This is a genomic window from Bradyrhizobium canariense (assembly GCF_019402665.1).
GTDB classification, from domain to species: domain Bacteria; phylum Pseudomonadota; class Alphaproteobacteria; order Rhizobiales; family Xanthobacteraceae; genus Bradyrhizobium; species Bradyrhizobium canariense.
The window spans coordinates 46,101-59,929 of the sequence record NZ_VSST01000082.1 but is presented as its reverse complement, the minus strand read 5'-3'; the positions used below and the strand labels follow the sequence as shown (position 1 = coordinate 59,929).

The following is a 13,829-nucleotide window of genomic DNA, read 5'->3' as shown; positions in this document are numbered from 1 at the left end:
CTCGCAATGACGGCGTGGCGGGACTTGTACAAGACATCGACAGCGTCAAAGATGGCGAGGTCCCACCAAAGTGGCACCACCATGCCCCTGCTCGCCATCGTCTATTTTTCCATCTCAGGCACCACCGAGAAGCTGGCGCATGCGGTTGCGCGCGGAGCGGATGGCAAGGCGGAGGTCTCGCTATGTCGCATCACCGGCGGCGACATCGTGTCAGGCCGCTTCCAGAATGAGAGCTTACTGGAGACGATCGACCGCGCCGACGCAGTTGCATTTGGCAGCCCGACCTATATGGGCGGACCAGCCGCTCAATTCAAAGCGTTTGCCGATGCTTCAAGCGATCGATGGAGCCGGCAACAATGGGCCAACATGTTCGCAGCCGGGTTCACCACCGGCGCCTGCGCAGGCGGCGATCAACTCCACACACTGACCTACTTTTCCATTCTGGCCGCGCAGCACGGCATGCTCTGGTGCGGACTGGATATTCCGGGTGGGGAGGATCCGAGTGGCCGCAATCGGTTGGGCAGCCAGCTTGGCCTTGCGACGCATCTGGTCGACAGCGTCTTGCCTCAGACCGACCTCAGCACGGCCGAATATCTCGGTCAGCGATTGGCCAAAATGGCAAGCCGCAACGGCTAACCTCACCCGTCATTGCGAGCGTAGCGCCTATCAGGCGCATGTGCTGACGGAAAAGGTCCGCGGTACCTTCCCGACGCGGATACCACGTTGAAGCCGCGGCCGCCGCCGCGGCGGCGGTCAGCGGGTGCGCGCCATCTCTCCAACGTCGTCCTGGCGAAAGCCAGGACCCATTGTCCCAAGCAGGAGTTTGGCGAAGACTCGTCACCCGGAATTCGCACCGCACTCAGGTCGATAGACCTCGCGGTATGGGTCCTGGCTTTCGCCAGGACGACTCGGAGAGAGAGACAGCGTAATCGATTCCGCTCGGCATCCCCCCTCACGACAGCCTGCGCTTGCTCCGCAGCCGCAGATGCTCGTCGGCCTCCAGCTTGGTCATTCCCAGGAGATAGTGCAGCACGTCGAGCTTGTGCCGCTCGGCCAGCTTGCGCAGCGCCCCGACCTGCTCGGCGATGAAGGCGACCGCCTCCTCGACGCCGCCCTCCCCCGGTTCCTCGTGACGCGAGCCTCCCGCCTCGCGCGATGCGGCGCCGGCCCGTTTCTTTCCTGGCTTAGTCACCAGCCCCCACCCGAATCCATGCCCCCTAGAAACATTACGCCGACATCGGCCGCAACTCAAAGGTGGTATTTTGCAACTTTCTCGATATGAAACTTTTCCCATCGGGATAGCTTTCAACACCCCTCGATTTGACAGCGAGGGCCTCACCACCCATGTTCGGGACGAAAGGGCCGACCCGAATCTCATCGAATTCGGCCCCAAATTTCCCCATAAGTTACTGGAACTACATGAATATCGTCATTGTGGAGTCGCCGGCGAAAGCCAAGACGATCAACAAGTATTTGGGCTCGTCCTACGAGGTTCTGGCCTCGTTCGGCCATGTCCGGGACTTGCCGGCGAAGAACGGCTCCGTCGATCCCGACGCCAATTTCAAGATGATCTGGGAGATCGATCCCAAGGCGGCCGGCCGGCTCAACGACATTGCCAAGTCCCTCAAGAACGCCGATCGCCTGATTCTCGCCACCGACCCTGATCGCGAGGGCGAGGCCATCTCCTGGCACGTGCTGGAGGTCTTGAAAGAGAAGCGCGCGCTCAAGGACCACAAGATCGAGCGCGTGGTGTTCAACGCCATCACCAAGCAGGCGGTCACGGACGCCATGAAGCATCCGCGCCAGATCGACGGTGCGCTGGTCGACGCCTATATGGCGCGCCGCGCGCTGGACTATCTGGTCGGCTTCACCCTCTCCCCCGTGCTGTGGCGCAAGCTGCCGGGCGCCCGCTCGGCGGGCCGCGTGCAGTCGGTGGCGCTGCGGCTGGTCTGCGACCGCGAGCTCGAGATCGAAAAGTTCGTTGCGCGCGAATACTGGTCGCTGATCGCGACCCTGCTGACGCCGCGCGGCGACGCCTTCGAGGCACGTCTGGTCGGCGCCGACGGCAAGAAGATCCAGCGGCTCGACATCGGCACCGGCGCGGAAGCCGAAGACTTCAAGAAGGCGCTGGAAGCCGCCAGCTACGCCGTGACCACGGTCGATGCCAAGCCGGCCCGGCGCAATCCGCAGGCGCCCTTCACCACCTCGACGCTGCAGCAGGAAGCCAGCCGCAAATACGGGTTTGCGCCGGCGCATACCATGCGCATCGCGCAGCGGCTCTATGAAGGCATCGACATCGGCGGCGAGACCACCGGACTCATTACTTATATGCGTACCGACGGCGTGCAGATCGATCCGTCCGCGATCACCCAGGCCCGCAAGGTGATCGGCGAGGATTACGGCAACGCCTATGTGCCGGACGCGCCGCGTCAGTACCAGGCCAAGGCCAAGAACGCCCAGGAAGCCCACGAAGCGATCCGGCCGACCGACATGTCGCGCCGCCCCGACAGCATGAGCCGCAAGCTCGAGTCCGACCAGGCGAGACTCTATGAACTGATCTGGAAGCGCACCATCGCGAGCCAGATGGAATCGGCCGAGCTGGAACGCACCACGGTCGACATCACCGCGAAGGTTGGCGGCCGCACGCTGGACCTGCGCGCCACCGGCCAGGTCGTCAAGTTCGACGGCTTCCTCGCACTTTATCAGGAAGGCCGCGACGACGAGGAGGACGAGGACTCCCGCCGCCTGCCCGCGATGAGCCCCAACGACGCGCTGAAGCGGCAGTCGCTCGCCGTCACCCAGCACTTCACCGAGCCGCCGCCGCGCTTCTCCGAGGCCTCGCTGGTCAAGCGCATGGAAGAGCTCGGCATCGGCCGGCCCTCCACCTATGCCTCGATCCTCCAGGTCCTCAAGGACCGCGGCTACGTCAAGCTCGAGAAGAAGCGCCTGCACGGCGAGGACAAGGGCCGCGTCGTGGTCGCCTTCCTCGAAAGCTTCTTTGCCCGCTATGTCGAATACGACTTCACTGCCAATCTGGAAGAGCAGCTCGACCGCGTCTCCAACAACGAGATTTCCTGGCAGCAGGTGCTGAAGGATTTCTGGACCGGCTTCATCGGCGCGGTCGACGAGATCAAGGATCTGCGCGTAGCCCAGGTGCTCGACGTGCTCGACGAGATGCTGGGCCAGCACATCTATCCGGCGCGCACCGATGGCGGCGACATCAGGCAATGCCCGAGCTGCGGCAACGGACGGCTGAATCTGAAGGCCGGCAAGTTCGGCGCCTTCGTCGGCTGCTCGAACTATCCGGAATGCCGTTACACCCGTCAGCTCGCCGCCGACGGCGAGGCGACCGCCGATCGTTCGCTCGGCCAGGACCCTGATACGGGTCGCGATGTCTGGGTCAAGGCCGGCCGGTTCGGGCCCTACATCCAGCTCGGCGAACAGAAGGATTATGCGGAGGGCGAGAAGCCGAAGCGCGCGGGCATTCCGAAGGGGACTTCCCCTGGAGATGTCGAGCTCGACCTTGCGCTCAAGCTGCTGTCGCTGCCACGCGAGATCGGCAAGCACCCGGAAACCGGCGAACCGATCACCGCGGGCCTCGGCCGCTTCGGGCCGTTCGTGAAGCACGAGAAGACCTATGCCAGCCTCGAGGCCGGCGACGAAGTGTTCGACATCGGCATCAACCGGGCGGTGACGCTGATCGCGGAGAAGATCGCCAAGGGCCCGAGCCGCCGCTTCGGCGCCGATCCCGGCAAGGCGATCGGCGATCATCCCAGCCTCGGCACCGTCACGGTGAAGGGCGGCCGCTACGGCGCCTATGTCACGGCGGGCGGCGTCAACGCGACGATCCCGAGCGACATCGAGAAAGACGCCATCACGCTGCCGCAGGCGATCGCGCTGATCGACGAGCGCGCGGCCAAGGGCGGCGGCAAGAAGCCGAAGAAGGCGGCCAAGCCCGCCAAGGCCAAGAAGGCTGCGGCGAAGGCCGCCGACGGCGATGACGCCGCGCCAAAAACCAAAAAGCCGGCCGCGAAGAAGGCGGCCAAACCCAAATCCGAATCCACCAGCAAGGCGCGCGCAGCCGTGTCGTCGACGGCCAAAACGTCGCCGACCAAGGCAGCTGGCGCCAAAGCTCCGGCCAAGAAAAGTGCCGGCACCAAATAGAGGTTAAGTGAAACGCAAGAATGACCGTGGCTTTCCCGACAGGGCAGCCATCGTCGCCTTCATCAAGGCAAATCCCGGAAAGGTCGGAACCCGCGAAATTGCGCGCGAGTTCGGCCTGAAGAACGCCGACCGCATCGAGCTCAAGCGCATGCTGCGCGAGCTCGCCGACGACGGGCTCGTCAAGAAAAAGCGCCATACGATTTCAGAGCCGGACAGCCTGCCGCCGACGCTGGTCGCCGACATCACCGGCCGCGACGCCGACGGCGAGCTGGTCGCCTCCCCCACCGAATGGGACGAAGTCGAAAGCGGCGAACCGCCAAAGATCCTCATCACGATGCCGCGCCGGCCCAAGCCCGGCACCGCGGCCGGCGTCGGCGATCGCGCGCTGCTGCGGGTCGAGCGCTCCGACGAGACCGAAGGCCCGGCCTATCGCGGCCACATCATCAAGGTCTTCGACAAGACCAAGAGCCGCATCCTCGGCGTCTTCAGCAGCCTGCCCGAAGGCGGCGGACGGATCATCCCGGTCGACAAGAAGTCCGCCGACCGCGAGCTGAACATCGCGCCGACCGAGACGCACGGCGCGCAGGACGGCGATCTCGTCAGCGTCGATATCATCCGCTCGCGCGGCTTTGGGCTGGCGTCAGGCCGCGTCAAGGAGAAGCTCGGCTCGGTCAAGTCGGAGAAGGCGATCAGCCTGATCGCGATCTACGCGCACGACATCCCGCTGCAATTCCGCCCCGCGGCGGAGCGCGAGGCCGAAGCAGCGGAGCCGGCCAATTTGAAGGGGCGCGAGGACTGGCGCGACGTGCCGCTTGTCACCATCGATCCGCCGGATGCCAAGGATCACGACGACGCGGTGCACGCGCAGCCGGATCCTGATCCCAACAACAAGGGCGGCTTCATCGTCGATGTCGCCATCGCCGATGTGAGCTTCTACGTGCGACCGGGCACCGCACTCGACCGCGACGCGCTCGACCGCGGCAACTCGGTCTATTTCCCCGACCGCGTCGTGCCGATGCTGCCCGAGCGCATCTCCAACAATCTCTGCTCGCTGGTCCCGGGCGAGCCGCGCGGCGCACTCGCGGTGCGGATGATCATCGCTGCCGACGGGCGCAAACGCTCGCACAGCTTCCACCGCATCCTGATGCGCTCCGCAGCCAAGCTGAGCTACGCCCAGGCGCAGGCCGCGATCGACGGCCGGCCGGACGACATCACCGGCCCCCTGCTCGATCCGATCCTGCGGCCGCTTTATGCGGCCTATGCCTGCGTCAAGCGCGCGCGAGACGAGCGCGATCCGCTCAATCTCGATCTGCCCGAGCGCAAGATCCTGTTGAAGAGCGACGGCACGGTCGACCGCGTCGTCGTGCCCGACAGGCTCGACGCGCACAAGCTGATCGAGGAGTTCATGATCCTCGCCAATGTCGCGGCAGCCGAGATGCTCGAGAAGAAATCGCTGCCGCTGATCTACCGCGTGCATGACGAGCCGACCCTGGAAAAGGTCCACGCGCTCGCGGAATTCCTGGAGACGCTGGACGTTCCCTTCGCGAAATCAGGCGCGTTGCGCCCCGCTCTGTTCAACCGCGTGCTGGCGCAGCTCGAAGGCCACGACCATTTTCCGCTGGTCAGCGAGGTCGTGCTGCGCGCCCAGGCACAGGCCGAATACTCCTCGGAGAATTACGGTCATTTCGGCCTGAACCTGCGCCGTTATGCGCATTTCACCTCGCCGATCCGCCGCTATGCCGACCTCGTCGTGCACCGTGCGCTGGTTCGCGCGCTCGGTCTCGGCGAAGGCGCGCTGCCCGACACCGAGACGCCGGAAACGTTGAGCGAAGTCGCAGCCCACATCTCGGTCACCGAGCGGCGCGCGATGAAAGCGGAGCGCGAGACCGTCGACCGCCTGATCGCCCATCACCTCGCCGACCGCATCGGTTCGAGCTTCCAGGGTCGCGTCTCCGGCGTCACGCGCGCCGGCCTGTTCGTCAAGCTCGCCGAGACCGGCGCCGACGGCCTGATCCCGATCCGATCCCTCGGCACGGAATATTTCAACTATGACGAGGGCCGCCACGCCCTCGTCGGCACCCGCAGCGGCACCATGCATCAGCTCGGTGACGTCGTCGACGTCCGCCTGATCGAAGCAGCTCCGATCGCAGGCGCCCTGCGCTTCGAGCTGCTGTCATCGACGGGTGAGACCGCGCCGCGGCACCGCAGGTCCTCCGGTCCGCAACGCCGCCCCTCGTTCAAGGCGCATCCGGGGCGCAGTCCCGACAAGAAGCGCAAGCCGGACAAGCCGAAGAAGCCCGGCAAGGGGAAAAAAGCCAAAGGACAAAGCAAGGGCAAGGGTCAGAAGGGTAAGGCATGGTGAGCACAGCCCCGAAGATCTGGACCCGCGAGACCGGCCTCGTCGAGAAGCGCGACGTCTTTGCTGCGATAAGGCGCGGCTTTCGCGGCCGCTGCCCGCGCTGCGGTGAGGGAAAGCTGTTCCGCGCCTTCCTGAAGACGGCGGATAATTGCGCGGTCTGCGGCCTCGATTTCACGCCGCATCGGGCCGACGATCTGCCCGCCTATCTCGTCATTGTCATCGTCGGCCATATCGTGGTGCCCAGCATCCTCTGGATCGAGACCAATTACACCACGCCGGTCTGGATCAGCTTCGCGGCCTATCTGCCCTTCACCTTCGTCGCCTCGCTGGCACTGCTGCAGCCGGTGAAGGGAGCCGTGGTCGGATTGCAATGGGCTCTGCGCATGCATGGGTTTGACGAGAACCCGACGGATGGTATTCCGCCGGTGTAAGCAAAATAAGCAAAAGTGGTTTGGGTGAGGACATGACGGATACGTCGCAGGCAACCGACAAGGCGAAGATCCACGAGGGCAAGGAAGCCGACCATCATCCCTATTTCCGCCCGCGGGATGCGGCGACACTGATCCTGGTCGACCGCAGCGGAGCCATTCCAAAAGTCCTTGTCGGCAAGCGCCACGACAAGGTGGTGTTCATGCCCGGAAAATTCGTCTTCCCCGGCGGCCGCGTCGACAAGGACGATTTTCGCGTGCCGTGCGCGGCGCCTGTAACCGCCGAGCTGGAAGCCAATCTCGCCAAGGGCAGTCCGAAGACTCCGGCCTCGCGCGCGAAGTCGCTGGCGATTGCCGCGATCCGCGAGGCCTGCGAGGAGACCGGCCTCTGCCTCGGGCGCAAGGCCGAAGGCAAAGCGAAACTGGAAGGCCCCTGGAAGCCGTTCGCGGATGCGGGCCTGCTGCCCGATCCCTCCAGCCTGTTCCTGATCGCGCGCGCGATCACCCCGCCCGGCCGCGTCAAGCGGTTCGACACGCGCTTCTTCACGGCGGACGCCTCCGCGATCGCCCATCGCGTCGACGGCGTGATCCATGCCGATGCCGAGCTTGTCGAATTGGTCTGGGTCGAGCTCGGCTCAAAGCCGCTCGCCGATCTGCATCCGATGACGCGCAATGTGCTCAACGAGCTCGACGCGCGCCTTGCCGCCGGCCCGCTCCGCCATGATGCGCCGGTGCCGTTCTTCCATTTCTACGGCGGCAAGATGCAGAAGGATATTTTGAGCTGACTGGCCGCGCGGGCCCACGTCTCTCCTCCGTCATTCCGGGACGCGCGTAGCGGCGAACCCGGAATCCATTCAACACCGTCCTTGCTGCTCGATGGATTCCGGGTTCGCCGCTACGCGGCGCCCCGGAATGACGCGAATGTGCTGAGCGCGCATCGAAAAACAAAATAATCTTCCCGCCTCCCCCGATGGCGGAGTTCCTGGGCATGCCTATGTCTTCCGGAACGACACCAAGAACGGACACCGGGCGATGGCACAACGGCAACTCAAGCTTGGCGCGTTCATGCGCCCGATCAGCATCCACACCGGCGCCTGGCGCTATCCCGGGGCCTGGCCGGACGCCAATTTCAACTTCGGCCACATCAAGACGCTGATCCAGAAGCTCGAGGCCGGCAAGTTCGACGCCTTCTTCATGGCCGATCACCTCGCCGTGCTGAACATGCCGGTCAATGCGCTGAAGCGCAGCCACACGGTCACCTCGTTCGAACCGTTCACGCTGTTGTCGGCGCTCTCCGCCGTCACCGAGCGGATCGGCCTGATCGCGACGGGCTCGACCACGTTCGACGAGCCCTATCACGTCGCGCGGCGCTTCGCCTCGCTCGACCATCTCAGCGGCGGGCGTGCGGGCTGGAACATCGTCACCACCTCGAACCCGGATGCGGCGCTGAATTTCGGCCTCGACGACCACATGGAGCACGCCGAGCGCTACAAGCGCGCCCGCGAGTTCTACGACGTCGTCACCGGCCTGTGGGATTCCTTTGCCGACGACGCCTTCGTCCGCGATGTCGACAGCGGCGTGTTCGTCGATCCCGCCAAGATGCATGTGCTCGACCATCACGGCAAATATCTGAAAGTGCGCGGTCCCCTCAACATCGCCCGCCCCGTCCAGGGCTGGCCGGTGATCGTGCAGGCCGGCGCCTCCGAGGATGGCAGGCAGCTCGCCGCTGAGACCGCTGAAGCCGTCTTCACCGGCGGCGGCAGTCTTGCCGACAGCCAGAAACTCTATGCCGACATCAAGGGCCGCATGGAGAAGGTCGGCCGCGATCCCGAACACCTCAAGATCCTGCCCGGCGCCTTCGTCGTGGTCGGCGACAGCGTCGACGAGGCCAGGGAGAAGCGCGCGCTGCTCGACAGCCGCGTGCATTACGACAGCGCCATCGCCTCGCTCTCGGTCGTCCTCGGCACGGATGCCTCCGGCTTCGATCCGGATGGACCGCTTCCCGAAATTCCCGAGACCAACGCCAGCAAGAGCGGCCGCCAGCGAATGGTCGATCTCGCCGCGCGCGACAAGCTCACGGTGCGCCAGCTCGCCCAACGCGTCGGCGGCTATGGCGGGCTATCCTTCGTCGGCACGGCCAAAACCATCGCCGACCAGATGGAGGAATGGCTGGTCGGGCGCGGCTCGGACGGCTTCAACATCATTTTTCCGTTCCTGCCCGCCGGCCTCGACGATTTCGTCGACAAGGTGGTCCCGGAGCTCCAGCGCCGCGGGATTTTCCGGAAAGAGTACGAAGGGCCCACTTTGAGAGAGAATCTGGGCCTGCCGCGGCCGAAAAACCGGTTCTTCGAGGCCTGATTGGCCCGATTTGAGTGCTTTTCGAGCCCTAAAATCTTGACATCAGGCGGTTTCTGGCTAGGTTGCCGGCCAACGCGGGCCATTTGGCCGGCTCCAGATTCCCTTCATTCCTGAGGTACTGAACATGGCCAAAGCGGTCACCATCAAGGTCAAGCTCGTGTCCTCGGCCGACACCGGCTTCTACTACGTCGCCAAGAAGAATTCGCGCACCATGACCGACAAGCTGGTCAAGAAGAAGTACGATCCCGTCGCGCGCAAGCACGTCGAATTCCGCGAAGCCAAGATCAAGTAAGCAAGATCGCGGAACGTAGAAGACTTTTGCGGGGCCCTTTCGGGCCCCGTTTTATTTTGGCCCCTCTGTCGTGTCCCGGACGCGCAGCAGCGCCCCGTGGACGTGACGCTGCGCTGCGACCGGGGCACGAGAGCTGAGCTCGGCGCAGCGAGTCATCGCCAGTTATTCTATCAACCCTCGGTTGCCCGCCTCCAAATGTATGTTACCGTGCACTTGCCGGGCGGAATGTCCGTCCCGGCTTTGGAAGGACATGGTCATGAGATTCTCATCAAGCCTTGTCGTGCCTTCAGCCGTCGCTGCCTTGTCGACCGTCTTGCTGTGCGCGCCGGCAGCGTCGCAAATCCCAACCGGCTCCGCCGCCACGATTCCCCCCGTCACGGTCGACGCGCCGAAACAGGTGGCAAGGCCGCATCTGTCGGAGCGGGGAGTAAACACAATTGCGCCGCGTCGGACTGTATCAACAGCTCGAACGCCAACCGCGCGCACGCCTTCCTATGCGCCGGGTTCTGTGATGGGGAGGATTGCCAGCCTGGAGAAAGTCGCCAGCAGCTGCAACGGCGGCTGTGCATCAAGCTTCCGGCACGGCAACGAGCCCTGGATTGGATGCAGCGAGTCGGGCGGTAACGTGAACTATGGACCTTTCTCGCCAACGTGCCGAGACACCATCACCCATAAATCCTACGTGGATTGCGTCGAGACGAAGGTGTTCCTGGGCGAGTTTCGAAACAGAGCCCACTGGTTTTGCAGCAGCCTGCAGGCCGGCAACAGGTTCAAGGTCGCCGATCTCAAGCGGTCAGGACGCACGCGTTAGTCCATGCTGCCAGCTGGTCGCGCGCGGGCACGTCGGATTCAGCGAAGCCAAGACAAACAGGATCGCGGGATAGACTACGGACTTTCGACGGGGCCCGGTGGGCCCCGTTTTGTGCGCTCTGGTGTCCCGGGCGCGCTGCGACGCGCAAGTCACCCGCACAGCGTTCAGGCCCGTTCGACGACCGGGCGTTGCGGCACCTCAATAAGCGGCCGCCGATGAGTCCTGTGCTAAACCTGCGCTTCCGCTTTCGTACCCTGGCCATTTCGAACCAGACGCGGCTCCGTTCCCGCCAAAAGCCTTTGGATGTTGGCACGATGGCGGATGATCACGTAGAGGCCGCCTCCGATCACCAGCAACCGATACGGCAATGGGTGCTCGACCGCGCAGACAAGAACAATTGCCGTCAACGCCGCGAGCATCGAGTTCAAGGAAACGATCCGGGTCATAGCCAGCACGAAGCCAAAGGCGGCTGCAGCCCCCAATCCCACGGGCCACGACATCGCCAGCAACACACCGAGCCCGGCCGCGGCCGACTTGCCGCCCGTGAAGTTCAGCCAGATCGATCGGCTATGTCCCAACAGCACGGCAATTCCAGCCAGACAAAACAGCCCATGGCACCCAGACCTGCAGATCAGACGCTGTCGCCGGCGGGGATAATTCCGCGTACAGCCAAGGACAGAACGAACGCGCGACGATAATGGCACCCACGCCCTTCAGCACATCGCCGACGAGCACGAACAAGGCAGGCCATTTGCCGAGAGTGCGCAAGACATTCGTTGCCCCGGTGGACCTGGAGCCATGCCTTCGGATGTCGATACCCCTGAGCAGTTTCCCCGCCAGATAGCCCGTGGGGACCGAGCCGAGAAGATAGGCGATCACCAACCCAACCGTATCCAAAAAGCCATGGGTCTTAGGTCCAGTTTGAACGCTGTTTTATCCCCGACTTCGTCTGACCGCCATGGGTCTGAAGAGGCCGCGGATGCTCGTGAGCACCCGCTCCGCTATGCCGTCCGCAACACTGGCACCGCTCGGCATTGGCCCGGGGTTGCGCCTTCGCAAGTTCGCTCTCATGTCCCGGACGCGCTGCAGCGTGAAACGCTGCTGCGCAGAGCCGGGACCCAGAAAGCAACACAGCACGATGCAGCGACATGGGCCCCGGTTCTGCAGCGCACCTTCGAAGTGACGCTGCGCTGTGTCCGGGCACGAGAGCTGGGCTAGGCGGGCTCCTGAAGCTGCCGTGTCTTCTAGACGCACAGGAGACACCACTGAGATCGGATGGCTTCACGAAGCTTGTCCTGATATGAAAAAACACCAGCCGGGATGGCCTCGCCGACATGAGAAGAATCCATAAGTCCGTTTGTCTTCCCAACGATGTCGGCCGAGTCATCGTCTTCGCGTGGAACCGAAAGTCTGAGCAAGACCAAAATCTGGTCTGTATTGAACCGGACGAGCGAGTGAGGTGGAAGGCGACCCTTCCAACCAAGGACGCAGGCGATTGCTTCGTGGATGCAGAACTTGAAGGTGATCTAATCCGAGCCAATAGCTGGAGCTGTTACACCGTTTGGCTCGATCCCCTGACGGGTGAGACAGTGCGAACACAATTCACTAAGTAGTGGGCGGTCTCCCGTGGTCGGATGCCCGCTGCAGTGCATGCCGCGATGAAGGCTAAGCCGTGCGCTTCCCCCTCCCCCTACGCCGTCCGCAACACCGGCGCCGGCGGCAGCGACGGACGGATCAGCGCGAACGCCACCTGCACGATGCCACCGGCCAATCCCAGCGCGACGCCGATGCGCCAGGCCATCGTATACGAGCCGAGCGCGTCGTAGACGCACCCCTCCGCCGTACGCCCCGAGGAAGCTGCCGATCCGGTGGCTCATGAAGGCGAAGCCCTGGATCATCGCCTGCCAACGCAGGCCGAACATTTCGGCGACGGCACCCGCGACCAACGGGCCGGCGCCCATCCACAGAAAGCCCATGATGGCGCCGAACAGCAGGGTCGAGGCAGGCGTCGCCGGCAGCATGAAGTACCAGGCCAGCGCCAGCAAGCGCAGGACGTAGATGCCGCCAAGCAGCGCGGCGGCTGCGACGGACAGCCTCCATGTCGCCCCTCGGCCACGAGTTGCCCCCGAGGGACGTTGATCCTCGTCAAGCAGCGAAGCAACGCAGTCCTCTACGCTCAAACGATCGGGCACGAGCGCACCATGCTTCCCTTCACCCTTGAGCAGTTCCTCAGCGTCTTCGCGGCCTACAATACGGCAATCTGGCCCGCGCAAATTTTTGCTTATGCGCTTGGCGCCATCGCCGTCGCCGCCGTTCTCTGGAAAGGCCGTGCCTCTGATCGCGTTGTCTCAGCCGTCCTCGGATTGATGTGGCTGAGCACTGGCATTTTCTATCACGGCGTCTTCTTCTCCTCGATAAACAAGGCCGCGTTCGCCTTTGGCGCCTTGTTCGTCATAGAGGGCGTGGCACTGCTCTACACGGGTGTCGTCCGCGGCGGCCTTCGTTTCGCGATGACTTTCGGGCTTCGAGCGGTGATCGGCGCGGGGTTTGTTCTCTACGCATCTCTCATCTATCCGATGATCGGAATTGCAGCGGGGCATTCTTGGCCGACGTTACCGATGTTCGGTGTAGCTCCTTGCCCTGTTACCATCTTCACCTTCGGTCTTTTACTTATGACGACCGACCGCTTGTCCTACTGGCTCCTGGTGATCCCCTTCATCTGGTCAATCATCGGCGGGAGCGCAGCTATCTTCCTGGACGTTCGGCAGGATTGGCTGCTTCTGATTAGCGGCTTCATTGCCGTTCCGATCGTCGTCGTCGGGAACCGACATACACCTACCGTACTAGCCGAGACGAGATTGACGCCCTCAACCGAATTGAGCCCCTGATTGCAACGTGTGGCAGCGACCGCGCGCCCATGTTGGAAAGCCACTTCCGAGAATGGACGACTTGGCATGCCTTCAGGCAACATGATTTGGAAGGCAGTTGTTGCAGGATTGTGCGGAAGCATCGCGCATTCGCTGCTGATGTACTTCAAGTTTTGGGCTGGACTGCTTCCATCATTCCAGCCCTATGAAAGCCTCCAAACGACGCTGAGCCATGTGACCGGCACGGCGATCCATCCAGTGGTGCCGTGGCTACTTTCATTCCTGAATGGCTCAACCTTCGTCAGTCTCGCCTTTGGACAGCTCTATCGATGGCTGCCAGGCAATATCGGAGCGATCAAAGGAATGGCATACGGCGTGCTCGGATGGGCGACCATGGGGTTGGTGTTCTTTCCCATGATCGGGCTAGGATTTTTCGGAGTGCAGGCTGGGCTTGGCATTTCGCCAGCACTGTTCTCGCTGGCGATGCTCGTGACTTACAGCGTCATCCTGGGCATCGTTTACGACGCGCTCAATTGAAGACGCGGCCCCC

General features: G+C 63.5%; 12 protein-coding genes and 2 pseudogenes. 11 read left to right on the top strand and 3 right to left on the bottom strand.

What is annotated here, in order from left to right; all coding sequences use genetic code 11:
- The coding region (locus tag FXB41_RS34750) for a flavodoxin family protein (protein ID WP_246649432.1) at positions 1-636 on the top strand (636 nt) is incomplete at its 5' end.
- 316 nt (positions 637-952) lie between these two features.
- Here FXB41_RS34750 and FXB41_RS34745 read toward each other — a convergent pair.
- Positions 953-1,192 (bottom strand): hypothetical protein, encoded by a 240-nt coding sequence (locus FXB41_RS34745; protein WP_219684941.1) that lies wholly within the window; start codon positions 1,190-1,192, stop codon positions 953-955.
- A gap of 227 nt (positions 1,193-1,419) precedes the next feature.
- On the opposite strand from FXB41_RS34745, the gene topA reads away from it, so the two are divergent.
- From topA to FXB41_RS34710, 7 genes are all read left to right on the top strand, one after another.
- Positions 1,420-4,164, top strand: coding sequence for a type I DNA topoisomerase (gene topA / locus FXB41_RS34740; RefSeq protein ID WP_219684940.1), 2,745 nt, complete (start codon positions 1,420-1,422; stop codon positions 4,162-4,164).
- Positions 4,165-4,171: 7 nt separating this feature from the next.
- Positions 4,172-6,526, top strand: coding sequence for a ribonuclease R (gene rnr / locus FXB41_RS34735; protein WP_219684939.1), 2,355 nt, complete (start codon positions 4,172-4,174; stop codon positions 6,524-6,526).
- Positions 6,520-6,954 (top strand): DUF983 domain-containing protein, encoded by a 435-nt coding sequence (locus FXB41_RS34730; RefSeq protein WP_007603299.1) that lies wholly within the window; start codon positions 6,520-6,522, stop codon positions 6,952-6,954. Before rnr ends, FXB41_RS34730 begins: the two co-directional genes overlap by 7 nt.
- Before the next feature lie 32 nt (positions 6,955-6,986).
- A complete protein-coding gene (locus FXB41_RS34725; RefSeq protein WP_219684938.1) occupies positions 6,987-7,736 on the top strand; it encodes an NUDIX hydrolase in 750 nt (249 codons plus the stop codon).
- A 247-nt stretch (positions 7,737-7,983) separates the two neighbouring features.
- Positions 7,984-9,309, top strand: coding sequence for an LLM class flavin-dependent oxidoreductase (locus FXB41_RS34720; protein WP_219684937.1), 1,326 nt, complete (start codon positions 7,984-7,986; stop codon positions 9,307-9,309).
- A gap of 124 nt (positions 9,310-9,433) precedes the next feature.
- Positions 9,434-9,601, top strand: a complete 168-nt coding sequence (rpmG, locus tag FXB41_RS34715; RefSeq protein WP_007603295.1) for a 50S ribosomal protein L33 — start codon at positions 9,434-9,436, stop codon at positions 9,599-9,601.
- 256 nt (positions 9,602-9,857) lie between these two features.
- Positions 9,858-10,412: a hypothetical protein gene (locus FXB41_RS34710; RefSeq protein WP_219684936.1), complete on the top strand. Its 555-nt coding sequence runs from the start codon at positions 9,858-9,860 to the stop codon at positions 10,410-10,412.
- A 227-nt stretch (positions 10,413-10,639) separates the two neighbouring features.
- Here the strand turns inward: FXB41_RS34710 and plsY are convergent.
- Positions 10,640-11,309: pseudogene (gene plsY, locus FXB41_RS34705) on the bottom strand (glycerol-3-phosphate 1-O-acyltransferase PlsY).
- Between the two features lie 437 nt (positions 11,310-11,746).
- On the opposite strand from plsY, the gene FXB41_RS42245 reads away from it, so the two are divergent.
- Entirely contained in the window at positions 11,747-12,025 is a 279-nt protein-coding gene (locus FXB41_RS42245; RefSeq protein ID WP_473367965.1) for a DUF7957 family protein, read from the top strand.
- 77 nt (positions 12,026-12,102) lie between these two features.
- Here the strand turns inward: FXB41_RS42245 and FXB41_RS41830 are convergent.
- A pseudogene (locus FXB41_RS41830) lies at positions 12,103-12,487 on the bottom strand (MFS transporter); the annotation flags it as partial.
- A 60-nt stretch (positions 12,488-12,547) separates the two neighbouring features.
- Here FXB41_RS41830 and FXB41_RS34695 point away from each other — a divergent pair.
- A complete protein-coding gene (locus FXB41_RS34695) occupies positions 12,548-13,300 on the top strand; it encodes a DUF6064 family protein (protein ID WP_246649430.1) in 753 nt (250 codons plus the stop codon).
- Between the two features lie 66 nt (positions 13,301-13,366).
- The gene (locus FXB41_RS34690; RefSeq protein ID WP_219684934.1) at positions 13,367-13,816 is read left to right on the top strand and encodes a DUF6789 family protein; all 450 of its coding nucleotides are present in this window, start codon (positions 13,367-13,369) and stop codon (positions 13,814-13,816) included.
- Positions 13,817-13,829: the final 13 nt, after the last annotated feature.